Source organism: Pseudomonas sp. 51_B, from assembly GCF_017491595.1.
GTDB classification, from domain to species: Bacteria; Pseudomonadota; Gammaproteobacteria; order Pseudomonadales; family Pseudomonadaceae; genus Aquipseudomonas; species Aquipseudomonas promysalinigenes.
Genome location: NZ_JAFGYW010000001.1, coordinates 220,323 through 246,780 on the forward strand (window position 1 = coordinate 220,323; position 26,458 = coordinate 246,780).

Genomic DNA, 26,458 nt, shown 5'->3' on the forward strand with positions numbered 1-26,458 from the left:
TACAGGGAAGGTGCCGGCCCTCGGGGCGGGCCGGTCGAAAACCGGGGCATTCTTGCATGACACCCAGTGGGCTTCTACCCGACCATGGCGCAGATGGCCCACAGCCCTTTAAACACGGGCTGCGGCCTGTTGTCGCAGGGGTTGAAACCGTAACACTTTGTTGCTATGCCTTGACCTCGAAAGATCAGTAGTAGGCATTCTCTTTCTGGCTGTGGTCGGTCACGTCACGCACGCCTTTGAGCTCGGGAATACGCTCGAGCAACGTGCGCTCGATACCTTCCTTGAGCGTAACGTCGGCCTGGCCGCAACCCTGGCAGCCGCCACCGAACTGCAGCACTGCAATGCCCTCATCGACTACATCCACCAGGCTCACCTGGCCGCCGTGGCTGGCGAGCCCTGGGTTGATCTCAGTCTGTAGGTAGTAATTGATACGCTCGTTGATCGGGCTGTCTTCGTTGACCATCGGCACCTTGGCGTTCGGGGCCTTGATCGTCAGCTGGCCACCCATGCGGTCGGTTGCATAGTCCACCAGCGCGTCTTCCAGAAACGGAACACTGACCGCGTCCAGGTAAGCGGTGAAGCTCTTGAGGCCAACCGGCTCGTCGTCAGGCTTTTCTTCGCCCGGCTTGCAGTAGGCGATACAGGTTTCAGCGTACTGGGTACCCGGCTGGGTGATGAAAATACGGATGCCAATGCCAGGCGTGTTCTGCTTGGACAGCAGATCGGCCAGGTAATCATGGGCGGCGTCAGTAATGGTTATAGCGCTCATGGAAGTTCCTCACAGACTTGCGGCCAAGTGTACGCCAACCTGGCCTTCGAACAAAGTCCTAGTATTTGACTCGGGAAAGCACAAGCTGGGCAGTTTGCCCCCGCGGGGCAGCCAGCCAAGCCTGCATCCGCCGATACAGGCCGCGCTCTAGCCACTGATAGCTGAGCCACGACATCAGTCCAATTGACGGCACGCAAAGGGCAAATACCCAGTAGGGGTTCAGGTGCAGCCGCTGGCTGGCGAACCAGCCGCAGTACAGCACCAGTACATGGATCAGGTACACGGAGTAGGAGCAGTCACCCAGCGCTTTGCACACGCGGTTGCCCTTGAACCAAGGCTCCAGGGCGATGAACGCCAATACCACCATGGCGCTAGGCAGCCCCCAGTGCAGCAGCCGCTGGGAAGCATCCAGGTGATAGATCGCATAGCCGGCCACGCCAAGCACGGCCATCGGCAGCCACAGGCCCTGCCGAATCAGCCCGCGCCGATAGAGCACGCCGATACCGATACCCAGCAGGAACTCGTAGATGATGTCGTTGTTGTAAAACCGGCTCAACACGCCGGTGCGTCCCAGAACTTCACTTGCCAGCAGCAAGCCGGCAGTCACCAACCACAGCTGATGACGCTTGCGGACCATGAATGTTAGGCCGAACAACAGGTAGAAGAACATCTCGAAGTTCAGCGTCCAACCGACGTTGAGGGTTGGATAAAGGCCATAACCGCCGGGGTTTTCCGCCGGAATGAACAGCAGCGACAGCAACAGATGATGCCAATCGAACGACTGATGTGGCATCCAGTTGCCCAAACCCAGCAACAGCGCGGCCATTAGCGCGGTATAGAACCAATAGGCCGGAATGATGCGTAATGCCCTGTTGAGTAGAAACTGCTGCGGTTCGATGGGTTTGTCGCGGGTCGAGAGGTAGATCACCAGCCCGCTGATGACGAAGAAGATGTCGACGCCAACGGCGCCTCGGTCGGTCAGCAGTTGGCCGATGGGGCCGGTGGCATGGAAGTCGAAGAAGATCTGCATGAAGTGGTGGCAGACCACCACCCAGGCGGCGAACGCCCGCAGTGCCTGAAGCGAGTACAGCATGGAATACCCTGCGATTTTCCGGTGCATTGAGGCCTCGGGGCTGCACAGCAACCCCGGACCACCCACCGGTTGGGACCGTAAGGTATTGGCAAAGGTCAACCGACCCGATCAGAGGTTCTCATAGCGGTTCATGTCCAGTACACCTGCTTCGACCGGTTGGGTTTCCTTGATGAAGCTGTTCAGGTCATGGAAGTAATACCAGAACTGAGGGTGACTGCGGCGCACACCCCAGCGCATGACGATGCGCTCGAATTTGGCCGCGTCGTCCTTGGCATACTCCATGTCTTCGACGAACTCAGGTACATCCTGGGTCGGGATGTTGAAGATGAAGTTGGGGTAGCTGCTGAGCACTCCTGGGTAGAGCGTCAGCGTATCCAGTCCCGGCTCGTAGCGGTAGGCCTCACCCAGCAGGAACGCCACGTTACTGTGCGCGCGATTGCGCAGCAGGCTGTAGATCTGGCGCTGGCCATTGACGCCTTCGATGCGCAGCATGGTGGCCTCAGGCAGTTGGCCGATCACCTTCAAACCCGCCGCAGGGCGCGATACCAAGCGGCTGAGCGATTGCTCGGCGTTTCGAAATTCCTCGCTCATCTGCGGCCGTGAACAGTAAGCGCCGGTGCAGCGGTTGATCGGGTCGGGGGCGGCGTTCAGGCTGCCGGTGCGCTGCAACAGTTTCAGGCCGAAGTCGCGCTCCGGGTCGCGCGGGTCGAGTTTGATGGCGCTTGGGGTGTCGCTGTCGATGTCCTCGTAGTCCAACCACATCTTCACCTTGCCGCTGTTCTGGTACCAGCTACCGAGGATCTTGCCACGCTGATCGGCCGGCATCAGGCGCAGGAAGTTGACCTCGGCGCCGTTGCGGATCAGGTCGAAGTACAGCCGCGTCTGCAACTGGTGCGACACGTTGCCGAACACATCGAAATTGACTGCGAGCTGATAATAGGTGCGCTCGAGCAACGGGTAGTCGAACAACCACATGGTCAGCGGCACATCGCCGATCAGGCCCTTGGTCACCGAGGCACTGTCGAAGTGGCGGTAGATGCTCAGCAGCGCGTTGTCGTTACCAGCCCACAGCGTTGCCCAGCCCGGTGCGGGCATTTCGGCATAGGCGTCGCGACGCAGCTTTTCGTACGCGTTGCGCTTGTCGCGGTAGGCATGCCAAAGGTTCAGCACGCTGCCGACGTCATCGTTCTGCCCTGGCATCGCCAGCAGCGGCGTGGCTTGGCTGCGGTATTTGGCATCGGTGATGTAGCGGTCCTGGGCCGGTTCCTGGAACAACGCCCAGAAGTTATCGCGGATCACATCGGTGGCGATCTGCCCTCGACACACGGGGCCGCGGATGAAGGTGCGCACGAAGTACTCGGCGTTATCCAGCATGAACTGATAGCGGGCCACCGCTGGGATCGCCTCGAACGTTTCGAACGGGTTGGCGCGGTGACGCGGGCCGTAGCCGGGCAACGCGCTGGCATGCCAGTCGCCTGCGTAGAACAGCTGCTTCACCCGCTTGAGCTTCTGCGGCCCCATCGGGTAGGTGATGTGGGTTTTGTGCACGATGACGCCCTGCACCGGTATCAGACGGTAGAAGAAATCAGTGCCGGGCGGGTCGTTCGGGCGGCGTGTGGCGATGATGTCCACCGGTTTGCCGCTCGGGGTGCGTGAGCGTACCCACTGGAAAAAGTGCCCCTGCTCGCCGCCAACGAAGTAGATATGCGCCAGAAACAGGTGTTCGTAGAGCCAACGGCCGACCAGCGCTTCGGTGGAGCCAGGACGGTTGAGCAGTTCCTCCCACTCGTTGATTTGCCGGGCCTCGGCAGCGCTGGGCTTGATCGGCTGATATTCGACAGGCGCGCCAGCGGCGAGCCAGCGGCGCAGTGTGTGGTACTCGTCATCAGTGAGCCCGGTCACCGCCAGCGGCATGCCCTCTTTGGGATGGGCGCCGGCATAGCCGTCGAATTCTTCAGGCAGTGGGCACATATTGGTGCGGTTCAGGCCCAGGACGATTTCGTCAGGCACCTTGGCGTTGGGGGTCAGCGGGGTCTTGTGCCCCAGTTCGAGCATGCGCGCCATCAGCGCAGCCTGGCTGCCCTGGTTGTCCAGGACCGAATAGAAGCCCTTGCGCCGCCACTGCTCCTCAGTCTGCGCATCATAAAAAAGCCGCGTGGGCGGCACGGCCTGGCCCCGCTCACCCTGATACACCGGTACCTTGGTGGCGCCACGCACCGCGCCCTCGGGGCTTTCCAGCTTTAGCTGACAGGCCGCGTCGTTGCAGGCGTGGCAGGCTACGCACTTTTCGGTGAAGATCGGTTGAATGTCCCGCGTGTAGGAAATGCTTGGGCTCGATTGGGGGGCTTGCCCATGCGCAAGGCTGCTGACGAGCAGAGCGAACACGCTGACAAGAATACGCTGCACCATGTGCGGAAAGTCCTGAGAATTAAAAGCCATCACGTTTTGCCTGGTCGTCTGTTGGGTGCCTGCATAACCCGCGCTCAACATGAGCGAAATTCATGCAAATCGGCGATGCGCCTAAAATCCGCGCAGCTTTGTTATGATTCGACACCTTCTGATATTCGCCCGACCAGGTAGTTTCTATGTCCGACCGCAGCGCTCGTCTAAAAGCACTCCAGCAAGCACTCAATGAGCGCATTCTGATCCTCGACGGCGGCATGGGCACTATGATCCAAAGCTACCGGCTCGAGGAACAAGACTATCGTGGCACGCGCTTCGCCGATTGGCCAAGCGACGTCAAAGGCAACAACGATCTGCTGCTGCTCAGCCGCCCGGACGTGATCGCGGCGATCGAGAAAGCCTACCTGGATGCCGGCGCCGATATCCTGGAAACCAACACCTTCAACGCCACACAGATTTCCCAGGCCGACTACGGCATGGAAGCGCTGGTGTACGAGCTGAACGTCGAGGGCGCGCGCATCGCCCGCCAAGTCGCCGATGCCAAAACCCTCGAAACCCCGGACAGGCCTCGCTTCGTGGCTGGCGTACTCGGCCCCACCAGCCGCACGTGTTCGATTTCTCCGGACGTCAACGACCCTGGCTATCGCAACGTCACCTTCGATGAACTGGTAAGCAACTACATCGAGGCAACCCGTGGGCTCATCGAAGGCGGCGCCGACCTGCTGCTGATCGAAACCATCTTCGACACGCTCAACGCCAAGGCAGCGATCTTCGCCGTGCAGCAGGTGTTCGAAGACGACGGCATCGAGCTGCCGATCATGATCTCCGGGACCATCACCGATGCTTCCGGCCGCACCCTGTCGGGCCAGACCACCGAAGCGTTCTGGAACTCGGTGCGCCACGCCAAGCCGATTTCCGTGGGCCTTAACTGCGCCCTGGGTGCCAAGGACCTGCGCCCCTATTTGGAGGAGCTGGCGACCAAGGCCGATACCCATGTGTCCGCACACCCTAACGCGGGCCTGCCGAACGCTTTCGGTGAGTACGACGAAACCCCGGCAGAAATGGCCGCGGTGGTCGAGGAATTCGCCGCCAGCGGTTTTCTCAACATCATCGGCGGCTGCTGCGGCACGACGCCTGGTCATATCCAGGCCATCGCCGAGGCCGTGAGCAAATACAAACCGCGCCAGATCCCGGAAATCGCCAAGGCGTGCCGCCTGTCAGGGCTGGAGCCGTTCACCATCGATCGCCAGTCGTTGTTCGTCAATGTCGGCGAGCGCACCAACATCACCGGTTCCGCCAAGTTCGCCCGGCTGATTCGCGAAGAAAATTACACCGAAGCGCTGGAAGTCGCCCTGCAACAGGTCGAGGCCGGCGCCCAGGTAATCGACATCAACATGGACGAAGGGATGCTCGACTCCCAGGCCGCCATGGTGCGCTTCCTCAACCTGATCGCCGGTGAGCCTGACATCTCCCGGGTGCCAATCATGATCGACTCCTCCAAGTGGGAGGTGATCGAAGCAGGCCTCAAGTGCATCCAGGGCAAAGGCATCGTCAACTCGATTTCCATGAAGGAAGGCGTGGAGCAGTTCAAGCACCACGCTCGCCTGTGCAAGCGCTACGGCGCAGCCGTGGTGGTGATGGCCTTCGACGAGGTTGGTCAGGCCGACACCGCTGCACGCAAGAAGGAAATCTGCCAGCGCAGCTATGACATTCTGGTCAACGAAGTCGGCTTCCCGGCGGAAGACATCATCTTCGACCCGAACATCTTCGCCGTGGCCACCGGCATCGAAGAGCACAACAATTACGCTGTCGACTTCATCGAGGCCTGTGCCTACATCCGCGACCACCTGCCCCACGCGTTGACCTCGGGCGGTGTTTCCAACGTGTCGTTCTCGTTCCGCGGCAACAACCCGGTGCGTGAAGCGATCCACTCGGTCTTCCTGTACCACGCCATCCGCAACGGCCTGACCATGGGTATCGTCAACGCCGGCCAGCTGGAGATCTACGACCAGATCCCTGCGGCGCTGCGTGAGAAGGTCGAGGACGTGGTGCTCAACCGCACCCCGCACGGCACCGACGCCTTGCTGGCAATCGCCGATGACTACAAAGGCGGCGGCGCGACCAAGGAAGTGGAAAACGAAGAGTGGCGCGCGCTGCCCGTTGAAAAGCGCCTTGAGCACGCGCTGGTCAAGGGTATTACCGCTTTCATCGTCGAAGATACCGAAGCGTGCCGCCAGCAGTGTGCCCGCCCGATCGAGGTCATCGAAGGCCCGCTGATGAACGGCATGAACGTGGTCGGCGACCTGTTCGGTGCCGGCAAGATGTTCCTGCCTCAGGTGGTCAAGTCGGCCCGGGTCATGAAGCAGGCCGTGGCGCACCTGATCCCGTTCATCGAAGCAGAAAAAGGCGACAAGCCCGAGGCCAAGGGCAAGATCCTGATGGCCACGGTCAAGGGTGACGTCCACGACATCGGCAAGAACATCGTCGGTGTGGTCTTGGGCTGTAATGGCTACGACATCGTCGACCTCGGTGTCATGGTGCCAGCCGAGAAGATCCTGCAGACCGCCCGTGAGCAGAAGTGCGACATCATTGGCCTGTCTGGCCTGATCACGCCGTCTTTGGACGAAATGGTCCACGTTGCACGCGAAATGCAGCGCCAGGACTTTTACCTGCCCCTGATGATCGGCGGTGCCACGACTTCCAAGGCGCACACTGCGGTCAAGATCGAACCCAAATACAGCAACGACGCGGTGATCTACGTCACCGACGCCTCGCGTGCCGTGGGCGTGGCCACCCAGTTGCTGTCCAAGGAGCTCAAGCCCGCCTTCGTCGAGAAAACCCGCCAGGAATATGTCGAGGTACGCGAGCGTACCGCCAACCGCAGCGCCCGCACCGAACGCCTGAGCTACGCCCAAGCCATCGCTGCCAAGCCGCAATACGACTGGGCCGGGTATCAGCCGGCGGTGCCCTCCTTCACCGGTGTCAAGGTGCTGCAAGACATTGACCTGCGTACCCTGGCCGAATATATCGACTGGACGCCGTTCTTCATTTCCTGGGATCTGGCCGGCAAGTTCCCACGCATTCTTACCGACGAAGTAGTCGGTGAAGCAGCCACCGCGCTGTACAAGGATGCCCGCGAGATGCTCGACAAGCTGATTGACGAGAAGCTGATCAGCGCTCGCGCCGTGTTCGGCTTCTGGCCCGCCAATCAGGTCGGCGATGACGACATCGAGGTTTACGGTGAAGATGGCCAGCCCCTGGCGACCTTGCACCACCTGCGCCAGCAGACCATCAAGCCCGACGGCAAGCCCAACCTGTCCCTGGCCGACTTCGTCGCGCCCAAGCACAGTGGGTTGACCGACTACGTCGGCGGTTTCATCACCACCGCCGGCATCGGCGCCGAGGAAGTGGCCAAGGCCTATCAGGACAAAGGCGACGATTACAGCTCGATCATGGTCAAGGCCCTGGCCGATCGCCTGGCCGAAGCCTGTGCCGAATGGCTGCACGAGCAGGTGCGAAAAGAGCACTGGGGCTATGCACAGGACGAGCACCTGGACAACGAGGCGCTGATCAAGGAGCAGTACCGCGGTATCCGCCCTGCCCCTGGCTACCCGGCGTGCCCTGATCACACCGAGAAGCAGACCCTGTTCCGCCTGCTCGACGGCAGCGGCATCGGCGAAACCGGGCCAAGCGGTGTGTTCCTTACCGAACACTTCGCGATGTTCCCGGCGGCGGCGGTCAGTGGCTGGTACTTTGCCCACCCACAAGCGCAGTACTTCGCCGTGGGCAAAATCGACAAAGACCAGATCGACAGCTACAGCGCGCGCAAGGGCCAGGATATCCGGGTCAGCGAGCGCTGGTTGGCGCCTAACCTGGGTTACGACAGCTAAGACCCCACCGGCCTGCTCGCTTTAGGCTTCCCCCCCAGGGTTGCATCACTGCCCAACTTCTGGGGGGGCAGTGCATACCTGTAGGGGGCCAAGTTCGCCCGCCAAGAGCCAGGCACGACCAACCTCAAGCGCCTTGCCTATACTGTCTCTGGTTGTCTACCAACACCCAGGAGCCTCCCATGGACGACTCAAGCCAAGGCAAGCCCCCTACGTTCTGGCAAATGCTGCACAGCATCCTGGCCGCTGCCTTCGGCGTACAGAGCGGCAAGAACCGCACGCGGGATTTCACCCACGGCAAAGCCAGCCATTTCATCGCACTGGGCGCGCTGTTCACCCTGGTGTTCATTGCCGTGCTGATAGGCCTTGTGCAATTGGCCTTGCACCTTACTGCGCGGTGAAAATACAAACGCCTGCGTGTCTCCCTTACGCAGGCGCTGTGGTTGGATCATGGGTGGAGCATCACGTCACTGGTGGCTGACCCAATACACGGCGGTGACCACCACCAGAACGATCAGGCAGAGGATCGCCCAGGCATCGACACTGCTGTCAGCTTTGCGGACCTTGGTTGGGTTTCCCATTGCATTGCCTCTTGTAGTGGTTATGGGAATGCACTTCACAACCAGCAGTTAAGACGAGCAATGACCATCCCTCAAGCAAGGGTTTTCAATAGTCGACGGGCGTTGTCAAAAACGGGTACTGGTAGCTGGCTGGCTGCCCTTGCGCGCTGTAATGCTTGAAATCCACGCCGTAGTCGTCGCGCTCGACCAACTTCAGCCAGCGACGCGCCTTGGCTTGGTCGATCGACTGCAGCACCGGCAGTACATGCTCACGTTGGCCGCCGCGGTGAATATCCAACCCTTGGGCATCATCGTGCAGCAGCACCATGGCCCACCCGCCCAGTGTGGCATGCCCGCCCATCAGCACGCTCAAACGCCCATCGATACGCGCTTGCAGGGCCTCGGCCGAGCTATTGATGGCGCCGAACACCACGTCGCGCCCAGGGGTGCGGCCGGCTTGCTCGAATGCCCGCATGGCGCCGAAAGCCATCTGGTCGTTGGCAGCCCAGACCAACCGAGTCTTCGGGTAGCGCTGCAGTAACTGCTGAGCCTGTTCGTAGGCGCGCTCTCGGCTCCAGCCGCCGTATACCACCTGGCGCAAGCGGACCTGGGGGAAGTCGGCCAACGCCTGGCGCATGCCTGCTTCGCGCAACTGGGAAGCGGGGGTTGTACTGACTCCGGAAAAAGCCACCAGATCGATAGGCTGGTTGTCACGGGGGAGTGAAGCCAACATTTCATGCAGCATGCCAAAGCCCGCCTGCCAGTCGTTACCGATCAAGGTTCCCAGTACCTGGCCATATTTGCCTGGCTGGGCCTGGATACTTTTAGCCTGGCTGGCGGTCAGCCCGTTATTGACCAAGAACAGCTTGACTCCACTACCCTGGGACAAGCGGATGATTTCAGGCGCCAGGTACTGTTCATTGACCAGCACCAAGTAATCTGGCCGCTTGGGCCTACCCAGCACCGCCCGAGCCTGGCTCATCGCAATCCCACCGTCACGCTGGCTGTAATCGACTTCCAGGGTCATGCCCAATTCGTCGGCTGCAGCCTGCATGAAACGCGAATAGCTGCTCCAGAATACTTCGTCGCTGTGGCCAGGGTTTAGAAAAACTACCGAAGCGGCGTGAGCGGAGGCTGCCAGCGGCAGGCTCAGTAACACGCTTTGGCAAAGCGCCTTGAGCATGCGGGTACCCCCTTCAAACCAAATCGCCGAGTATAAACGTGCCTGCCTGACGGGTAACAAACGCCACTCAGTCTCACTTAGTTCGTTTGGTTCTTTTCATATGCAAAAACATCACTTTAGCGCATAAACCCAACCTGCTATCGTTCCCCGGCTCCGAACCGGAGTGCGCGGCCGTGCGCGCGAATAGCTGCATGCAGCCTGAGACAGGACTTTTATGTACGTATACGACGAGTACGATCAGCGGATCATCGAGGACCGCGTCAAGCAGTTCCGTGATCAGACCCGCCGCTACCTGGCCGGTGAGCTGAGCGAAGAAGAATTCCGCCCTCTGCGCCTGCAGAACGGCCTTTACATCCAACGTTTCGCACCGATGCTGCGTGTCGCCGTGCCGTACGGCCAGCTGAACGCCAACCAGGTTCGCACCCTGGCCAAGATCGCTCGCGACTACGACAAGGGCTATGCCCATATCTCCACGCGCCAGAACGTGCAGTTCAATTGGCCGGCGCTGGAAGACATCCCGGACATCCTCGCCGAGCTGGCCACCGTGCAGATGCATGCGATCCAGACCAGCGGCAACTGCCTGCGCAACACCACCACTGACCAGTTTGCAGGTGTGGCCGCCGACGAACTCGTCGACCCTCGCCCATGGTGCGAAATCGTCCGTCAGTGGACCACTTTCCACCCGGAATTCGCCTACCTGCCGCGCAAGTTCAAGATCGCCATCAACGGCTCCAAGCAAGACCGCGCCGCCATCGAAGTGCACGACATCGGCCTGGAGCCAGTGCGCAACGCCGCTGGCGAGCTGGGCTTTCGCGTATTGGTCGGGGGTGGTCTGGGCCGCACGCCAGTGGTGGGCTCGTTCATCAACGAGTTTCTGCCTTGGCAGGACCTGATCAGCTACCTCGACGCGATCCTGCGCGTGTACAACCGTTACGGTCGCCGTGACAACAAGTACAAAGCGCGGATCAAGATTCTGGTCAAGGCGCTGACTCCGGAAGTGTTCGCCGAGAAGGTCGAGGCCGAAATGGTTCACCTGCGTGGCGGCAGCACTACCCTGACCGAAGCAGAAGTGCAGCGCGTGTCGCGCCACTTCGTCGACCCGGACTACCTGGCCCTGGACAACGTCGACTACAGCGCCCAGGACGCCGAGTTCCCAGGGTTTGCCCGCTGGCGCTCGCGCAACACCCGCGCCCACAAGCGCCCTGGCTACGTGGCCGTGACCCTGTCGCTCAAGCCAACCGGCGTCGCCCCTGGTGACCTGACCGACAAGCAGCTCGACGCCGTGGCGGACCTTGCCGAACGCTACAGCTTCGGCTTCCTGCGCACCTCCCATGAGCAGAACATCATTCTCGCCGACGTCGAACAGCGCCAGTTGCACGCGCTGTGGATGGAACTGCGCGAGGGCGGCTTCGCCACGCCGAACATCGGCCTGCTGACCGATATCATCTGCTGCCCGGGCGGCGACTACTGCTCCCTGGCCAACGCCAAGTCGATCCCAATCGCCGAATCCATCCAGCGCCGTTTCGACGACCTGGACTACCTGTTCGACATCGGCGAAATCGATCTGAACATCTCCGGCTGCATGAACGCCTGCGGCCACCACCACGTCGGCCACATCGGCATCCTCGGGGTGGACAAGAAGGGCGAGGAGTTCTACCAGGTGTCGCTAGGTGGCAACGCCGCGCGCGACGCTAGCCTGGGCAAGATCCTCGGCCCGTCCTTCGCCCAGGATGACATGGCTGATGTGATCGAGAAGCTGATCGCCGTGTACGTCGAACGACGCACCGAGGAAGAGCGTTTCATCGACACCTACCAGCGGATCGGCATCGACCCCTTCAAGGAACGCGTCTATGCAGCGAATCATTAAGAACAACCAGATCGTCGACGAAACCTGGCACCTGTTGCCCAAGGATTTCTCGTTCGATGAGCTGAGCAATTGCGACGACTATATCGTCCCGTTGCAGATGTGGCGTGACCATGCCCACGTGCTCAAGGCCCGCGACGGCGGCCTGGGGGTATGGCTGGACAGTGACGAGCAGGCCGAAGAAATCGGTGACGACGTGCAGCATTTTCAGGTCATCGCCCTGAACTTCCCCGCCTTTACCGATGGGCGCAGCTACTCCAATGCACGCCTGCTGCGCGACCGCTATGGCTTCAAGGGCGAACTGCGCGCCATTGGTGACGTGTTGCGCGATCAGTTGTTCTTCATGGCCCGCTGCGGCTTCGACGCCTTCGCCATCCGGGCCGATAAAGATCCGCAAGACGCGCTGCAAGGCCTGAAGGACTTCTCGGTGACCTACCAGGCCGCCACCGACGAGCCGCTGCCGCTTTTCCGCCGCCGCTGATCGTCACCTGCACCGCCTGACGGCCCGCCCTTTGGCGGGCCGTTTCATTTGTGATTACAGGTCAAATGTCCTTGCACCGACCCTGGCTTAATCAAAGCCGAGCAAAGCCCCACACTGCCCTACTACGCTGATGGGCCGGCGCTGAGCGGCTAGGCTCAATGCGGTTCCATCTTTCACTGACCAGGAGCAGATTCATGAACATTCCAGCATTCGGCCTGGGCACCTTCCGCCTCACCGGCCAAGCCGTGATCGATTCGGTCAAGTCGGCTCTGGACCTCGGCTACCGGGCCATCGACACCGCGCAGATCTACCGTAACGAAGCTGAGGTGGGCCAGGCCATCGCCGAGAGCGGCGTGCCGCGCGGCGAATTGTTCATCACCACCAAAATCTGGGTGGACAACTACGCGGCCGACAAGCTGATCCCAAGCTTGCGCGAGAGCTTGCAGAAACTTCGCACCGACTACGTCGACCTGCTGCTGATCCACTGGCCGGCGCCAGGCAACGGCGTCGAGTTGCGTGAATACATGGAGGCCTTGGCCGACGCCAAACAGCAAGGGCTGACGCGCCAGATCGGCATATCCAACTTCAATATCGAACTTACCCGCCAGGCCATCGCCGTCGTGGGCGAAGGCGAAATCGCCACAAACCAGATCGAGCTCAGCCCGTACCTGCAAAATCGCACGCTGGCCGCATTTCTCGACCAGCAAGGCATCACCGTCACCTCTTACATGACCCTGGCGTACGGCAAAGTGCTCAAAGACCCAGTACTGGCCGATATCGCCAGCAAGCACAAAGCCACCGTGGCGCAAGTAGCCCTAGCCTGGGCGATGCAGTTGGGTTACGCAGTGATCCCATCTTCGACCAAGCGCGAGAACCTGGCCAGCAACCTGCTCGCCCGTGACCTGCGCCTGGACGAAGACGACATGGCCCGTATCACCGAGCTTGAGCGCAACGGCCGCGAGGTCAGCCCTGCTGGGCTTGCTCCGGCCTGGGACTGATTTCACGGCCAAGCCCCTGAGGTTAACGTTACGCCCAACCTCAGGGGCATCTTGCACGCGCTTGGCTTGCTTACCTTTGGGGTCGCCCCAACCGGTCAGAAGCGCAGCCCTAGGTTGACCATCCCACCAGCGCCTCCCAGCACCACGAACTCGCCCCCCACGGCCCCCCAGTGCACCCCCAGCGACGGGATGATCACTGGCGCGATGCCCAAGTGGTTCAACGGGATCTTGTCGGCGTACTCGCCTTTGTAGCCTTCGATAAAACCTGCGCTCAACTTGGCGTACACAGGATAGTGTGGGTGTTGCCAACTCTTGCCCAGATAGGCGTAGTAGGAGCGTTGGTTGAACGAGTTCTTGAATGTCGCCGCTCCCCACAGCGCGCCATCGGTGTAGACACGCTCGATACCGATCAATGCCTGGTGATTGTTGTGCTCGGGGTCGTGGGTCCAGTGCCGGGTGTAGACGCTGGTCTGCAGATACCAGTAATCACCTTCACGCGTGGTTTGTTCGGCGATGGCGACCGGTGCCGTCAGCAGTATGCCTGCCACAATCGATGCCTTGTTCATCCTTCACTCCCCCTTGAACAGTGAAGCGACACTAGCTGCGCCACAATGGCTGAGCCATAGGAAAACCCCGAGAGGCAGTACGCAGCGTGCAGGACGACGTATCGCTCTGTCCGAATCGCGACAGTCAGTGCCTGTTCAGCGTGAGACAGGCAATGGTCGGCTGGATAACCTAGCCCCTGCTTTGCCTTGCCACCCATGAACAAGAGCCATAACCATGACGACTCCTGCCGCCACCTTGGCCCCGCCCGCCAACGTCAACGCCGAGCCTGAAGGCTTCGTTGTCCGCATTGTCGGTGCCGCCGCCTTCGCTCATTTGCTCAATGACCTGATCCAGGCGGTGCTGCCGTCGATCTACCCGATGCTCAAAAGCGATTTCTCACTGAGCTTTGCCCAGATCGGCTGGATTGCGCTGATCTATCAGGTCACCGCCTCGCTGCTGCAGCCCTGGGTTGGCATGTACACCGACAAGCGGCCCATGCCCTACCTGCTGCCCACCGGCATGTTGTTCACCCTGGTCGGCATCGCCCTGCTCGCTTATGCCAACAGTTACCCCATGCTGTTGGTGGCCGCTGCTGTAGTCGGCATCGGCTCGGCAACCTTCCACCCTGAAGCTTCACGGGTAGCGCGCATGGCCTCTGGCGGGCGCTTTGGCACAGCGCAGTCGACCTTTCAGGTCGGCGGCAATACCGGGTCTGCCATTGGCCCTCTGCTGACCGCCGCCATCGTCATCCCCCACGGCCAACCAGCCATCGCCTGGTTCATGCTGGCTGCCGGCCTGGCCATCTTCGTATTGCTGCGGGTGACCGGCTGGACCATCCGCCACGGTCAGACGCAACTCCAAGGCCTGGCCGGGCATCAGGCACCTGGGCTGGCCAAAAGCGCCATGTGGCGTGCCGTCACGGTCATCGCCGTGCTGATGTTCGCCAAGTTCGTCTACATCGCCTCGTTCACCAACTATTTCACCTTCTATCTGATCGAACACTTTGGCCTGAGCGTGCAGCAAAGCCAGTTGTATTTGTTCGTGTTCCTGGCCGCGGTGGCGTTGGGCACCTTCGCCGGTGGCCCAGTAGGTGACCGAATCGGGCGCAAGGCGGTGATCTGGGTCTCGTTCCTCGGCGTGGCACCCTTCGCCCTTGCCCTGCCCTATGCCAACCTGGCCTGGACTGCGGTGCTGGCCGTGGCCATTGGCTTGGTGATGTCATCGGCCTTCGCCGCGCTGGTGGTCTATGCCCAAGAGGCGGTGCCTGGCCGGGTCGGCATGGTCTCGGGGGTGATGTTCGGCCTGATGTTCGGTATCAGCGGCATCGGTGCGGCAGGGCTGGGCGAGCTGGCCGACCTGCACGGCATCGAATGGGTGTATCAGGTGATCGCCTACCTGCCGCTGCTTGGCCTGGCCACCGCGCTGCTGCCAGCGACCCACTCCAAGGCACGGCCCACCCGCTGCTGCTAACATGGCAGCGCTTTTTGGACGGCACGAGAACATGATGGTCAAACCCCAGCACGAATTGCTGATGGAGGTCGAAGATTGGACGTGGGAGGTGGGTAGCCGGGCAACCGACTACCCGCCAGACTGGTACATCGCGCCCCACTCGCATACCAAGCATCAACTGATCTACGCCATCAAGGGCCTGATGCTGGTCGAGTCCGGCGCCGAACGCTGGACCGTGCCGCCCAGCCGTGGGATCTGGATGCCTTCTGGCCAGGTACACGCCATCCGCTGCGTGGGTGATGTGAAAATGCGCAGCGTGTTCGTGCGCCCCAATGCAGTGGCGGGCTTGCCCCAACAAAGCAGGGCCATCAGCATCACCCCGCTCCTGAGCGAATTGATCAAGGCCTCGGTCGACTTCACCGGGCCTTTTGTCGAGGACTCGCGCGAGGCACGGGTGATGCGCCTGATCCTCGATGAAATCTGCGTGTTGCCGACTCTGCCGCTCAAACTGCTGCAGCCAAGCGACCCGCGCCTGCAGGCCATCTGTTCAGCCCTGCACGCCCGCCCCCACGACACCTCTACCGTAGCGGACTGGGGCGCTCATCTGGGCGTCGATGAGAAAACCATCCAGCGCCTGTTTCGCAAGGAAACCGGCATGACTTTCGGCCAGTGGCGCCAACAGGCTCGGTTGATGCAGGCACTGGAGCGCATCGCCCTGGGCCAGCGCATCATCGATGTCGCCGGGACCTTGGGCTACGACAGCCCAAGCGCGTTCGCCAGCATGTTCAAACGCCAGTTCGGCATAACGCCGAGCCGGTTTTTCAAATGAGCTGAACCTCGGCTGGATATGGCTATGGCTAGCCAATTGCTACATAACGTTTCAGCGTCGAGGATGTGCTTGTGCCCTTACCTTCCAATGACTCCGCACCGGGCGGGTGCCGCTACCTCAGCAAATCCGGGCACTCGATGCGTAGTCTGCGCACATGAACTGAAACAGCTGAACACGGGATTTGTAGGACGTTTCCCCAAGGCCTGTAGGCAGATTACCGGCAGCCGGGTTTTCCTGTATGAAACCTCAGTTCCCGAAGGATTTTGTAGCTGCTACGGTCCATTTTTCCTACAACGGCACGGAGGCCAATGGCGTGAGAGAAACATGGATCAATACAATAAATCCGGCCTAGCCCTGCAGAAGAATCTGCTCAACCTGCGACGCGAGCGCGATCGCCTGAGAGCCGAAGGTAACCATCAGGAAGCTAAACGCCTGGAGGTGGAAATCGCGCGGATCGAAGCGGTGGTCGCGGCTTTGCCTGCCGAGGCCAAGCCGCCGACGTTGCAGTGATGCTCGGGCTGACACGCCCGTGCAGAGTCTTGGCGACCCGCCATGAAATACCTGCGATTCTCAATCGGCGGTGGTCGCAGTTAGCCCACCAGCAATCAACGAAGCCGGCTTTGAATTGATTGAGGTTGCCAAGACACCTTCGCTGCATCCAAAAACCCACTGACATCGATTCCGATAATTAATTTGTAGGGTTTAATCATTCTGCCTACCGTAGGACGCTCGCTAGCTATTGGGCCAACTCCTATGAACGACCGCGAGTTCGTCAATGCCATTGATGCCGATGGCCAACCCCTGAATATCGCCGTGCGCGAAGGTCGCATCAGCCACATCGGCCGGCACCGCGATACCATTACTGCCGGTGAAACCATTGATCTTGAAGGCCTGCTGGTATTGCCCGGTTTCGTTGACGGGCATATCCATCTGGACAAGAGCTTCGTGGGTGACCGTTGGCGTGCACACCAGCCAGTGAGCAACCTGCGCGAGCGCCTTGCCGTGGAGAAGCGCGAGCTGGCCAGCGCCCGACCGATGGTCGAGCGTGCCGACGCGTTGATCAGTCAAGCCGCCTCGTTCGGCACCCTAGCCATGCGCTGCCATGTGGACGTTGACGCCACTACCGGCCTTGACAATCTGTGCGCCGTTCTAGAAGCCCATGACAAGTGGAAAGAGCTGATCGACATCGAACTGGTGGCATTCCCCCAGGCCGGCGTGGTCACGTGCCCGGGGACCGTCAAGGTGCTGGAGGCTGCCGTGCGCGAGGGCGCCAAGGTGGTTGGCGGTATTGACCCCACCATGCTCGACGGTGACGCCCAAACGCAGTTAGACAGCATTTTCGGCATCGCCGATCGCCATGGGGTAAAGGTCGACATCCACCTGCACGAGCCTGGCGAAGTCTGCGTCGCGCAACTTGAGCGCATTGCCGCGCGCACCCAGGCGCTAGGCATGCAAGGGCTAGTAGCGGTGAGCCACGCCTATGGGCTTGGCGACGTCAGCGACGCGGTGGTCGACCGAACAGCTGGGGTTCTGGCTCGAGCCGGCGTGTCGATCATGACCAATGCCCCCGGTGACCGGGCTTTCCCGCCGGTACTTCGCTTGCGTGCCGGGGGCGTGCGGGTGTTCACCGGTAATGACAATATCCAAGACGCCTGGTGGCCCTATGGCAACGGCGACATGCTGCAGCGGGCCATGCTGGTCAGCTACCGCTCAGGCTTCAATACCGATGAAGAGTTGCGCGTAGCACTGGACATGGCGACTGTGATCAGTGCGCAAGTGATGGGTAAGCAGGATTACGGCTTGGCGGTGGGTAACGAAGCCAGTTTCATCCTGTTCGAGGCGCCCAATGCTGCTGCAGCCGTAGCAGCAGCTATTCATGAACGGGTTATCGTGCGCCGTGGCGCATTCTGGGGAAGGCCCGCGCAGTTGCGAGTCAATGCAATGCGGTGCGAACCTACGACTTGAGACGCAGTTGAGCTACCAGCGCTGCGTACAGTGACACAGGGTTTGTGCTGCCGGTTACTTGATCTGCTTCAACTTCTCAAGCATCGCCGCGCTGCCCTTGAGGTAACTGGTGACCTCACCGTCTTGGCGTGTGAATCTGATGCCCATCACTTTGTCGTCGAGCTTCACCCATTCGACGGATGCGCGCACCACTTCACGAGGGTGAGTAACAGAGGCAGCAGCCGGGCCATTGTGCACGGACACTTCGCTGATCCTTTGCTCAAAGGCATTGCGCCCGGCGTCATACGACCATGTCGACTGCTGTACGATTTTTTGCATGCCATGCTCGTCACTGACGATCAGAAAGTCGGTTGCCGAACCGTCCGCCCTCAGCAGCAACAGCGCCAGCACCTGTGAGGTACCCTGTGCGGCGTTGAAGTACCAGAGGCCGTACAAATCACTGGTCTGATAGCGGCCAGTATTGACAGACGCCTGGCTGGGCGGTTCGACAGTGCCGGTGCTGGAGCAGGCGGCAAGCGCCAGCGCGGCCAGCAGTGCGAGGGTTAGGCGGATGCGCGCTCTCATTTCAATCCTTTGCCTCTACCATGCCGCACAAGCGGTGGGTGAAGCTGCCAGGTAAACAGACTTTGCGGATTCATGCAGCTTACCATTGGCAGGTTCCGGCCGATCAGAAATTGGCGCCCACGCTGAACGCTATGTAGTCACGGTCCCCCCGGGTGCCGTAATCGCCGTCCAGGTAGTCGGTGTAGGCCAGGCTTGCCCAATACTGGCTGGCGAACGTCACATCCACCCCCAGGCTGACCGAGCGTGAGCCTTCGTTGAAGGCTGAGCCGTCTACCGGTGAATAACCCCTGACGTCATGGGACCAGGCAAGGTTAGGGCGGATATCCATGCCCGGCATCAGGCCGGTATAGCTCAAGGTGGCGCGCAGGCGATAACCCCAGGAAAAGGGCGTGACGAAGCCTTGGCCATTGCAGTCTTCGGGGCTACGGGATATGGCCTGGCACAGGCTGTTGTCAGGCAGCTCGCCGTTGCCGTAGGCACCGCTGCGGCCATATCGCGGCCCGTAACGCCCTTCCAATCCACCGACATAAGTGGCGCCCACCTCGCCCATCAGCAGCAGTTGGCTGGCCCCGAGGATCGGGCCCAGCGCCTGTATGGCCGAGACCTGCGCCTGGGTCACTTCCTTGCGCCGATAGCCATCGAACGGAGTACTGTCGGTTGCCGGTCGCAAGCCTTCGCCGTTCAGTGGGCTGCGCTGAGCATTGAGCAGCGACTGCAATATATCGTTGCCGTTGAGCTGCACCGGCATGTTGGGGCGGTAGCTCAGTTCACCTTGCAGCGCAGTACCGTTACGCAGGGTGGTGGCGAAGCTTAGCCCGTACAGATGGATGTCTTCGGGGTATTGGGCGCGGTATTGCGAGGTGCCCATGCGCAATGCCCCGGCCAGGGTCTGGCCGTTGCTCGAAGCCAGAAATGCACCGCAGTTTGCCAGCGGCACCCCCACATTGCCGCACAATTGGCTGGCGAAACCGGTGTTGGCGTAGTAGCGGCTGCTTACCGTCCCCAGGTAGGGCGAGCGGCTGTGGTAGTTGGCCCAGAACAGGCCGAACTCGGTGTCCAGGCGCTCGACGTAGGCATGCAGGGAGAACCCCCACTGGCCGCCATTGCGCGCATCCTCGTCGCTGCCCCGTGGCACCCGCACGCCCTCCTGCGAGAGCGTAACGCCAAAGGGTGTGAGAGCCCGGGCCACCGCTGGGGTGGTCACATTCGCCCCACCCACATCCAGGCCCGTGCAGCCCTGTGGCATGAAGTCGTTGCCGGAAAAAAACGTGGCGCAGTTGTCCAGCCGCGTCTGTTCCCAGTCCAGCTGGTAAAAGGCGTCCAAGGACACTGCCTGGTTGAGGTTCTGCGACACATACAGCAGGTTGACCGGTGCCAGGGCATCCTTGACCTGCGTGCCAGGGCGGCGTATCGCGGCCTGGTTGAACGGGTTGATGACGTTCAAGCCGCCTTGGATGAACAAACTCTCGCCCCAGTTGACCACCTGTTTGCCCGCCCGCAGTGACCCAGGCTCGCCTTTTATGTCGTAAAGCGCGTAGGCGAAAGCATCGAGCAGTTCGGCCCCAGCGGTTTTCGCCGATACCAGACGGTTATGGTCGTCGATGTCCACAGCACGCTGGCTGTGGTCGCGCTGGGCGCTGTCATACCAGTAGGTCCCACGCAGAAACACACCGATGTTGTCGCGGCGCAGTTCGAGGTCGTGAATACCTTTGAAGACGGTAGAAAATACGTCGCCTGCCCGGTAGTTGCGTCGCCCGTCATTGCCGTTGACATAGGCCAACTGCTTTTTGTCGGGGTTGGCAGTGCTCACGGCCGTACCGAACGACAGCGCCGAATCGAACCGCCCTTGCAGCGGGCCGATATCGAACTCTACGGCCGCAACGGGGGTGGCAAGCAGGCAGCAATAAGCCGCCAGCGGCGCGCAGCGCCGGCAGAAAAGGATAGTTGCGCTCACTCTGACCTCTTGTTGTTTTATTAGCGAGGAAAATGATGGGTTCAGCGCGGACGCGCCGGCCGCCCAGGCCGGCGGTGTCGGTGAAGTGGAGTATCAGGCAGGGCCGATAACCCTCACAAATAGCGTCTTCGGATCAATGCCATGCCAGTTTGTTATGGCTACTTTGGCCATCGAAAACGTGGGCAAGACGACCACTGCCTGCATGAAACGAAGCTTGCTGGGCTAGCCCGGCAGCAACCGCTCGAAGGCGCGGCGGAGCTTGGCCGGTATGGCCACCGGGCGGTTGTCGCGCCGGTCGACGAAAACGTGGGTGAAGCGACCCGCGGCGCTGGCATGGTCGTGCCCTGCGGCAAATACGGCCAGGGCGTACTGCACCGAACTGTGGCCCAAACGCTGCACGCTGATCCCCACCTCGATAACTTGCGGGAAGGCAACAGCCGCGAAGTAGTCGCAGGCCGACCCTGCGACGTAGGCCACCACAGGGTCGTGGTGAATATCCAGGCCAGCATGCTCGATCAGCCAAGTGTTTACCGCAGTGTCGAAAAACCCGTAGTACACGACGTTGTTCACATGCCCATAGAGGTCGTTATCGTGCCAGCGTGTGGTGATCGGCTGAAAATATCGGTAGGCACCGCGCAGCGGGCGCTCCCTGGCCATGCTCAGAACGCCGCCTGGTAAATCGCCAAGGCGTCGCCATGGCTGACTTTGCGCGGGTTGTTGACCAGCAAGCGTTGCTGCTGCAAAGCATCCTCGGCCAGCAGCTCAAGGCTGTGCCGAGGCACCCCCACGTCCCGCAAGCGCGTAGGCAGGCCGCAACGCGGCGCCAGCTGCGCCAGCTCGTCGATGAACTGGCTGCACAGTTCGTGGGCATCGCCTGGCACCAGCCGTTCGCCCAGCAAGGCTGGGGCCAGCGCGGCATAATCGGCGAACGCATGGCCTTGGTTGAAGCGCATCACGTGGGGTAGTACCAGGGCGTTGGCCAACCCATGGGGCACGTGGTAACGCGCGCCCAAGGGATAGGCCAGTGCATGCACGGCCGCCACCGGCGCATTGGCGAAGGCTTGCCCGGCCAGGCAGGCGCCCAGCAGCATGGCCTGGCGCGCGGCCAGGTTGCCGCCGTTGTGCACGGCCTGATCGAGGTTGCCGGCCAACAACGCCAGGGCCTCTCTGGCCAGCAGGCTGGACAGCGGATTACGCCTGAACTGGCTGGTAGTGGCCTCGATGGCATGCACAATGGCATCGATACCCGTAGCTGCAGTGATCGCAGCTGGTAAGCCCAGGGTGCGTTCAGCATCGAGCAGCGCCAGATCGGGCAGCAGCAGCGGCGATATGACCGCGATTTTAGCGGCCTCGCCGGTGGTGACTACCGCTACTGGGGTCACTTCCGAGCCGGTCCCGGCGGTGGTCGGCACTTGAATCAGCCCCAAGCGTTGCCCTTTGGCCTGATCGATACCGTACACCGCCTCCAGGGTCTGCTCGCAGTCAGGATGGGCCAGCAGCGCCACCAGCTTGGCCACGTCCATGGAGCTGCCACCGCCAAAGCCTACGATCAGTTCGGCACCGATATGCCGCGCTCGGCTGACCGCCGCCAGCACGCAGGCGTGGCTTGGGTCGGCGTTGACCTCGCTGAAGATCGCCGCGCTGAGCTGCAGCTCGGTGAACCCCGGGAGGATGTCGTCGAGCATGCCCAAGTTGACGATGCCCGGGTCGGTCACGATCAGCACGCGACGCACGCCGCGTTGCCGGCAAAGTTGCGCCAGGCGCCGGGCAGCACCCGGTTCGCATAACAGCTGGGCGGTGGTGGCAAAACTGAACGGCTGCATAATCCTGGTCCTCTTGTTGTTATGGGTGAACAGCCAGGCTGCTTCAAAAGGCAAAGTGCGCCTCATCCAGGCTCATCAGGCACTGCGCGCCGCCGCGCAGCGCTTCGCAATGGGCGTTGGCGCGCGGCAATATCCGCCGCCAGTAGAACGTGGCGGCCTGCACCTTGGCCTGGTAGAAGGCGCAGTCCGGGCTGCCGGCTGCCAGCGCCGCGCAGGCCCGCTCGGCAGCGCGCAGCCACAAGGCAGCCAACAGCACGTAGCCTGAGTAAGCCAGAAAATCCACCGACACCGCGCCGATTTCCTGCGGGTCGCAGCGGCAGGCATCGAGGACTTCGGCACTCAAGTTGCGCCACTCCAGCAGGCGCTGGCTGACTGCCTCGGCCATGCCGGTGAGCGGCTCACTGCGGCACTCACCTACCTGGGCAAGCAATTGGTCGATCAGCAGATGCAGCTGCTCGCCGCCATCGCCCAGCACCTTGCGCCGGATCAGGTCCAGCGCCTGGATGCCATTGGTGCCCTCGTACAACTGGGTGATGCGGCTGTCGCGCATCAGTTGCTCCATGCCCCATTCACGAATGTAGCCGTGCCCGCCGTACAACTGCACACCCAAGCTTGCGACCTCCTGCCCGACGTCAGTGAGCAATGCCTTGACGATCGGGATCAACAGCGCCGCTCGTCGCCCTGCAGCCAACCGTTCCTCCGGCAAGGCGGCGCCGTGCTCAAGGGCCAGTGCCTGGGCAGTCAACGCGGCAAGCATGCGGCACCCCTCGGTGAGGGTTTTCTGGGTCAGCAGCATGCGCCGAACGTCGGGGTGGCAGATGATTGGGTCGGCGCTGCGCTCAGGCGCCACCGGCCCTGCCAGGCTGCGTGATTGCAGGCGCTCGCGGGCATAGGCGAGCCCGCCCTGGAAGGCCGCCTCGGCGATACCCAAGCCCTGCAGCCCGACCTGAAAGCGCGCATCGTTCATCATGGTGAACATGCAGGCCAGCCCCTGGTTGGCCTCGCCCACCAGCCAGCCTTGGGCGGCGTCGAAGTTCATCACGCAAGTGGCCGCCCCCTTGATACCCATCTTGTGCTCCAGCGCACCGCAGGTCACGGCATTGCGCAGCCCTGGCTCACCCTCAGCGGTGCAGATGAACTTGGGCACCAGAAACAGGCTGATGCCACGTACACCCGTCGGCGCATCAGGCAGGCGCGCCAGTACCAAGTGCACGATGTTCTCGGTCAGGTCCTGCTCACCCCCGCTAATGAAGATCTTGCTGCCGCTGATCAGGTAGCTGCCATCGCCCTGGGGCTCGGCGCGGGTACGCAGCAGCGCCAGGTCGGTGCCGGCTTGCGGCTCGGTCAGACACATGGTGCCGGCCCATTGGCCGCTGACCAGCTTGCCCAGGTAGTCACGCTTGAGCGCCGCACTGCCATGGCGATACAGGGCCAGCACGGCGCCTTCAGTCAAGCCGCTGTAGATACGAAACGACAGCGATGCGCCCATCAGCATTTCGTGAAAACAAGCCGCGACCATCTGCGGCAGGCCCTGACCGCCATACTCAAGCGGGCCGGTCATCGCCGCCCAGCCGTTTTCCACGTACTGCTGGTAGGCCTGGCGAAAGCCATCGGGGGTGCGCACACTGCCCTGCTCCAGGCGGCAGCCTTGCTCGTCGCCCTGGCGGTTGAGCGGCGCCACCACCTGGCCCGCGAAGCGCGCGCCCTGCTCAAGGATGCCATCGATGGTTTCGCGGTCCAGCTCGTTACCGAGGCGATCACAATGGGCCGTTACGTCGAACAGCTCGTGCAGCACGAAGCACATCTCACGCAGGGGGGCGTTGTAATTCATACCCGGCCCTCGCGCACGTCAGCTAACTGTCGGCCCGCCACTGCCAGGCGCATCAACAGTGAGGCCGGACGCCAGTGCTCACCGAACAGGCCTTGCAGGCGCTCCAGCCGCGCCAAGATCAGCCCCAACCCTTGCTGGTCAGCCCAGCGCATTGGCCCACCAACTTCTGGCGCAAAGCCGTAGCCGTAGAGGTAAACGCGGTCGATGTCGGCACTGCAACCGGCCACTGCTTCTTCGAGAATCTTCGCGCCTTCGTTGACCAGTGCTAACAGACAACGCTCGCGGATTTCTTCGTCGTCGATCTCGCGCCGTCGCACTCCCAAGTCCTGGGCGACTTTTAGCACCAGGGCATCGACCTCGGGGTCGTGCAGTGCCTCACGGCTGCCCGGTGCATACCGGTAGTAGCCCTGCCCGGTCTTCTGACCGAAACGCCCCAGCCCACAGAGTGCGTTGTCGACCTGCGCCAGCGGTGCATCCATGCCACTCCCGGCGAGCTGGCGCGCTCGCCACTCCAAGTCGATACCGACCACGTCATACATGCGAAACGGGCCCATGGCCATGCCAAACGCCTGCAGCACCTCGTCCACCTGCCTTGGCGTGGCGCCTTCAAGCAGCAGCTTGCGCGCTTCGGCCACATAGGTGGCAAGCATGCGGTTACCGATGAAGCCGGGGCAGTTGCCGGCCACTACCACTTGCTTGCCCATCCGCAGGCCAAGGGCCTGAGCTGCGTCCAGCACCTCGGGTGAGGTACGCGCCCCGCGTACCACTTCCAGCAGCTTCATCACATGCGCTGGGCTGAAGAAATGCAGGCCCAGCACCTGCTCGGGGCGGCCGGTTACCGCGGCAATGGCATCGATGTCCAGCGCCGAGGTGTTGCTGGCCAGGATGGCCTGGGCCTTGAGGGTGCTGTCCAGGGTGCGGAAGATGTCTTGCTTGAGTGCCAGGTTCTCGAAGACCGCTTCGATCACCAAGTCGGCATCGGCAAGCTCGGCATAGGTGCTGGCGGCGCGTACTCGCTCAAGGCAGGCGTCGGCTTCGCAGGCTTGCAGGCGCCCCTTGGCTACCTGCTGCGCCCAGGTCTGGGCCAGCATCGCGATGCCTGCAGTGATGGCTTGCGGGTCGTTGTCCAGCCATGTCACCGCGACCCCTGCGCGGGCCAGGCTGATGACGATACCGCGGCCCATGGTGCCGGCGCCGATCACCGCCGCCTGCCGAATGTTGTAGGTATTACTCACGGGTGACGCTCCTGATTGTTCTGTTAGCGCATTGCCACCACCCTAGTCAGCCCCCTACTATTTTTGAAATTTTCATTTTCCATTGCATGTATTTGCCACATGAATATTGCCAACTTCGACCTCAACCTTTTGCGTGTGCTGGATATGCTGCTGCGCGAGCAGAATGTGTCGCGAGCCGCAGAACGCCTGGCTTTGACCCAGCCCACCGTGAGCAACGCCCTGGCGCGCCTGCGCGACCTGCTGGGCGACCCGCTGTTGGTGCGGGTGGGCCGGCGCATGCGCCCCACTCCGCGCGCCTTGGCCCTGGAAGGGCCGATTCGCGCCGCCCTGCAACAGATCGAGCAAACCCTGGGCACCGGCAACGCCTTCGACCCACAGCTCAGCCACCGGCAACTACGCATTGCCCTGACCGACTTCGCAGAACAGTTGTGCATGCCCAAGTTATTGCACACCTTGCAGACCCAGGCGCCGCATTTGCGCATCGACGTTCAGCACCTGGCTCCACACCTGCCGGCCGAGGCCTTGGACCGTGGCGAACTCGATCTGGTGTTGGGGCGCTTCGATGAGGTCCCTGCACGTTATGAACGACGAACGTGGCGCCGCGAAACCCTACGTGTTGCAGTGCGCAGGGAACACCCTGACGTGCAGGGCACGCTCGACCTGCAGACCTTTCTGGGGTTGCGCCACCTGTGGGTACACGGCGGCCAGACCCGTGGCATGGTCGACCAGTGGCTGGCCGAACAGGGCTTGGCCCGGCGCATCGTCTACACCACACCCAACTACCTGCAGGCAGCGCACCTGGCGGCCACCTCGGACCTGTGCGTCGTGCTACCCACGGCGCTGGCACTGCATTTCGCAGAGCTGCTGCCGCTGCAGGTGCTAGAGCTGCCGCTGGCCCTGGAGCCGTTCGAGCTGGAGCTGGTGTACCTTGCTCACCGCCAGCACGATCCGGCCTTGGCCTGGCTGGTGTCGCGGATCATGGAGGTAGGTCACGGCTGAGCCATCGCATTAAGGCATGACTCGC

At 61.8% G+C, this 26,458-nt stretch carries 21 protein-coding genes; 10 read left to right on the forward strand and 11 right to left on the reverse strand.

Translation table 11 applies throughout. The annotated features are described in order from the left end of the window. Positions 1 to 184: 184 nt before the first annotated feature. The 3 genes from nfuA to J5M56_RS01095 form a co-directional block, all read right to left on the reverse strand. A complete protein-coding gene (nfuA, locus tag J5M56_RS01085) occupies positions 185 to 769 on the reverse strand; it encodes a Fe-S biogenesis protein NfuA (RefSeq protein ID WP_060479001.1) in 585 nt (194 codons plus the stop codon). Between the two features lie 58 nt (positions 770 to 827). Then, positions 828 to 1,862, reverse strand: a complete 1,035-nt coding sequence (locus J5M56_RS01090; RefSeq protein WP_207869136.1) for an acyltransferase — start codon at positions 1,860 to 1,862, stop codon at positions 828 to 830. Positions 1,863 to 1,970: 108 nt separating this feature from the next. Beyond that, positions 1,971 to 4,271: a fatty acid cis/trans isomerase gene (locus J5M56_RS01095; RefSeq protein ID WP_207869637.1), complete on the reverse strand. Its 2,301-nt coding sequence runs from the start codon at positions 4,269 to 4,271 to the stop codon at positions 1,971 to 1,973. A 176-nt stretch (positions 4,272 to 4,447) separates the two neighbouring features. Between J5M56_RS01095 and metH the strand changes: the two genes are divergently transcribed. Beyond that, positions 4,448 to 8,155: a methionine synthase gene (gene metH, locus J5M56_RS01100; protein ID WP_207869138.1), complete on the forward strand. Its 3,708-nt coding sequence runs from the start codon at positions 4,448 to 4,450 to the stop codon at positions 8,153 to 8,155. 179 nt (positions 8,156 to 8,334) lie between these two features. Beyond that, complete coding sequence (locus J5M56_RS01105) at positions 8,335 to 8,553, forward strand: DUF2970 domain-containing protein (protein ID WP_207869140.1); 219 nt, start codon at positions 8,335 to 8,337, stop codon at positions 8,551 to 8,553. A 265-nt stretch (positions 8,554 to 8,818) separates the two neighbouring features. Here J5M56_RS01105 and J5M56_RS01110 read toward each other — a convergent pair whose 3' ends face one another. Further along, entirely contained in the window at positions 8,819 to 9,895 is a 1,077-nt protein-coding gene (locus tag J5M56_RS01110) for an ABC transporter substrate-binding protein (protein ID WP_207869141.1), read from the reverse strand. A gap of 214 nt (positions 9,896 to 10,109) precedes the next feature. Between J5M56_RS01110 and J5M56_RS01115 the strand changes: the two genes are divergently transcribed. The 3 genes from J5M56_RS01115 to dkgB all read left to right on the forward strand — a co-directional run bounded on the left by J5M56_RS01115 (position 10,110) and on the right by dkgB (position 13,238). Beyond that, complete coding sequence (locus J5M56_RS01115) at positions 10,110 to 11,762, forward strand: nitrite/sulfite reductase (protein ID WP_060479007.1); 1,653 nt, start codon at positions 10,110 to 10,112, stop codon at positions 11,760 to 11,762. After that, positions 11,746 to 12,240, forward strand: coding sequence for a DUF934 domain-containing protein (locus tag J5M56_RS01120; RefSeq protein WP_060479008.1), 495 nt, complete (start codon positions 11,746 to 11,748; stop codon positions 12,238 to 12,240). The genes J5M56_RS01115 and J5M56_RS01120 overlap by 17 nt, the downstream gene beginning before the upstream one ends. Before the next feature lie 194 nt (positions 12,241 to 12,434). Further along, the gene (gene dkgB, locus J5M56_RS01125) at positions 12,435 to 13,238 is read left to right on the forward strand and encodes a 2,5-didehydrogluconate reductase DkgB (RefSeq protein WP_207869143.1); all 804 of its coding nucleotides are present in this window, start codon (positions 12,435 to 12,437) and stop codon (positions 13,236 to 13,238) included. A gap of 95 nt (positions 13,239 to 13,333) precedes the next feature. On the opposite strand, the gene J5M56_RS01130 is transcribed toward dkgB, so the two are convergent. Next, positions 13,334 to 13,804, reverse strand: coding sequence for a sn-glycerol-3-phosphate transporter (locus J5M56_RS01130; protein WP_207869145.1), 471 nt, complete (start codon positions 13,802 to 13,804; stop codon positions 13,334 to 13,336). 214 nt (positions 13,805 to 14,018) lie between these two features. Between J5M56_RS01130 and J5M56_RS01135 the strand changes: the two genes are divergently transcribed. From J5M56_RS01135 to J5M56_RS01150, 4 genes are all read left to right on the forward strand, one after another. Continuing rightward, positions 14,019 to 15,254: an MFS transporter gene (locus tag J5M56_RS01135; RefSeq protein WP_207869147.1), complete on the forward strand. Its 1,236-nt coding sequence runs from the start codon at positions 14,019 to 14,021 to the stop codon at positions 15,252 to 15,254. Between the two features lie 34 nt (positions 15,255 to 15,288). Next, positions 15,289 to 16,062, forward strand: coding sequence for a helix-turn-helix transcriptional regulator (locus J5M56_RS01140; RefSeq protein WP_186477368.1), 774 nt, complete (start codon positions 15,289 to 15,291; stop codon positions 16,060 to 16,062). Between the two features lie 324 nt (positions 16,063 to 16,386). Further along, positions 16,387 to 16,572: a hypothetical protein gene (locus J5M56_RS01145; RefSeq protein WP_060479013.1), complete on the forward strand. Its 186-nt coding sequence runs from the start codon at positions 16,387 to 16,389 to the stop codon at positions 16,570 to 16,572. A gap of 243 nt (positions 16,573 to 16,815) precedes the next feature. Beyond that, positions 16,816 to 18,027 carry an amidohydrolase family protein gene (locus J5M56_RS01150; protein ID WP_207869149.1) on the forward strand — a complete coding sequence of 404 codons (1,212 nt, stop codon included), beginning with the start codon at positions 16,816 to 16,818 and terminating at the stop codon, positions 18,025 to 18,027. 54 nt (positions 18,028 to 18,081) lie between these two features. On the opposite strand, the gene J5M56_RS01155 is transcribed toward J5M56_RS01150, so the two are convergent. The 6 genes from J5M56_RS01155 to J5M56_RS01180 form a co-directional block, all read right to left on the reverse strand. Continuing rightward, on the reverse strand, positions 18,082 to 18,591 hold the full coding sequence (locus tag J5M56_RS01155; RefSeq protein WP_207869151.1) for a hypothetical protein: 510 nt from the start codon (positions 18,589 to 18,591) through the stop codon (positions 18,082 to 18,084). A 103-nt stretch (positions 18,592 to 18,694) separates the two neighbouring features. Next, entirely contained in the window at positions 18,695 to 20,545 is a 1,851-nt protein-coding gene (locus J5M56_RS01160) for a DUF1302 domain-containing protein (RefSeq protein ID WP_207869153.1), read from the reverse strand. A 222-nt stretch (positions 20,546 to 20,767) separates the two neighbouring features. After that, a complete protein-coding gene (locus tag J5M56_RS01165) occupies positions 20,768 to 21,202 on the reverse strand; it encodes a thioesterase family protein (protein WP_207869155.1) in 435 nt (144 codons plus the stop codon). Between the two features lie 2 nt (positions 21,203 to 21,204). Continuing rightward, complete coding sequence (locus tag J5M56_RS01170) at positions 21,205 to 22,368, reverse strand: iron-containing alcohol dehydrogenase (protein ID WP_186476936.1); 1,164 nt, start codon at positions 22,366 to 22,368, stop codon at positions 21,205 to 21,207. A gap of 43 nt (positions 22,369 to 22,411) precedes the next feature. Continuing rightward, positions 22,412 to 24,199, reverse strand: a complete 1,788-nt coding sequence (locus J5M56_RS01175; protein ID WP_207869157.1) for an acyl-CoA dehydrogenase C-terminal domain-containing protein — start codon at positions 24,197 to 24,199, stop codon at positions 22,412 to 22,414. Next, the gene (locus J5M56_RS01180; RefSeq protein ID WP_207869159.1) at positions 24,196 to 25,434 is read right to left on the reverse strand and encodes a 3-hydroxyacyl-CoA dehydrogenase; all 1,239 of its coding nucleotides are present in this window, start codon (positions 25,432 to 25,434) and stop codon (positions 24,196 to 24,198) included. Before J5M56_RS01180 ends, J5M56_RS01175 begins: the two co-directional genes overlap by 4 nt. Positions 25,435 to 25,533: 99 nt before the next feature. Between J5M56_RS01180 and J5M56_RS01185 the strand changes: the two genes are divergently transcribed. Continuing rightward, a complete protein-coding gene (locus tag J5M56_RS01185) occupies positions 25,534 to 26,433 on the forward strand; it encodes a LysR family transcriptional regulator (protein WP_207869161.1) in 900 nt (299 codons plus the stop codon). Positions 26,434 to 26,458 lie beyond the last annotated feature (25 nt).

Excerpts from the sequence above, each read along its gene's own strand:
- nfuA (WP_060479001.1), bottom strand. The coding sequence starts at position 769 with ATGAGCGCTATAACCATTACTGACGCCGCCCATGATTACCTGGCCGAT.
- J5M56_RS01090 (WP_207869136.1), bottom strand. The coding sequence starts at position 1,862 with ATGCTGTACTCGCTTCAGGCACTGCGGGCGTTCGCCGCCTGGGTGGTG.
- J5M56_RS01095 (WP_207869637.1), bottom strand. The coding sequence starts at position 4,271 with ATGGTGCAGCGTATTCTTGTCAGCGTGTTCGCTCTGCTCGTCAGCAGC.
- metH (WP_207869138.1), top strand. The coding sequence starts at position 4,448 with ATGTCCGACCGCAGCGCTCGTCTAAAAGCACTCCAGCAAGCACTCAAT.
- J5M56_RS01105 (WP_207869140.1), top strand. The coding sequence starts at position 8,335 with ATGGACGACTCAAGCCAAGGCAAGCCCCCTACGTTCTGGCAAATGCTG.
- J5M56_RS01110 (WP_207869141.1), bottom strand. The coding sequence starts at position 9,895 with ATGCTCAAGGCGCTTTGCCAAAGCGTGTTACTGAGCCTGCCGCTGGCA.
- J5M56_RS01115 (WP_060479007.1), top strand. The coding sequence starts at position 10,110 with ATGTACGTATACGACGAGTACGATCAGCGGATCATCGAGGACCGCGTC.
- J5M56_RS01120 (WP_060479008.1), top strand. The coding sequence starts at position 11,746 with ATGCAGCGAATCATTAAGAACAACCAGATCGTCGACGAAACCTGGCAC.
- dkgB (WP_207869143.1), top strand. The coding sequence starts at position 12,435 with ATGAACATTCCAGCATTCGGCCTGGGCACCTTCCGCCTCACCGGCCAA.
- J5M56_RS01130 (WP_207869145.1), bottom strand. The coding sequence starts at position 13,804 with ATGAACAAGGCATCGATTGTGGCAGGCATACTGCTGACGGCACCGGTC.
- J5M56_RS01135 (WP_207869147.1), top strand. The coding sequence starts at position 14,019 with ATGACGACTCCTGCCGCCACCTTGGCCCCGCCCGCCAACGTCAACGCC.
- J5M56_RS01140 (WP_186477368.1), top strand. The coding sequence starts at position 15,289 with ATGGTCAAACCCCAGCACGAATTGCTGATGGAGGTCGAAGATTGGACG.
- J5M56_RS01145 (WP_060479013.1), top strand. The coding sequence starts at position 16,387 with ATGGATCAATACAATAAATCCGGCCTAGCCCTGCAGAAGAATCTGCTC.
- J5M56_RS01150 (WP_207869149.1), top strand. The coding sequence starts at position 16,816 with ATGAACGACCGCGAGTTCGTCAATGCCATTGATGCCGATGGCCAACCC.
- J5M56_RS01155 (WP_207869151.1), bottom strand. The coding sequence starts at position 18,591 with ATGAGAGCGCGCATCCGCCTAACCCTCGCACTGCTGGCCGCGCTGGCG.
- J5M56_RS01165 (WP_207869155.1), bottom strand. The coding sequence starts at position 21,202 with ATGGCCAGGGAGCGCCCGCTGCGCGGTGCCTACCGATATTTTCAGCCG.
- J5M56_RS01170 (WP_186476936.1), bottom strand. The coding sequence starts at position 22,368 with ATGCAGCCGTTCAGTTTTGCCACCACCGCCCAGCTGTTATGCGAACCG.
- J5M56_RS01175 (WP_207869157.1), bottom strand. The coding sequence starts at position 24,199 with ATGAATTACAACGCCCCCCTGCGTGAGATGTGCTTCGTGCTGCACGAG.
- J5M56_RS01185 (WP_207869161.1), top strand. The coding sequence starts at position 25,534 with ATGAATATTGCCAACTTCGACCTCAACCTTTTGCGTGTGCTGGATATG.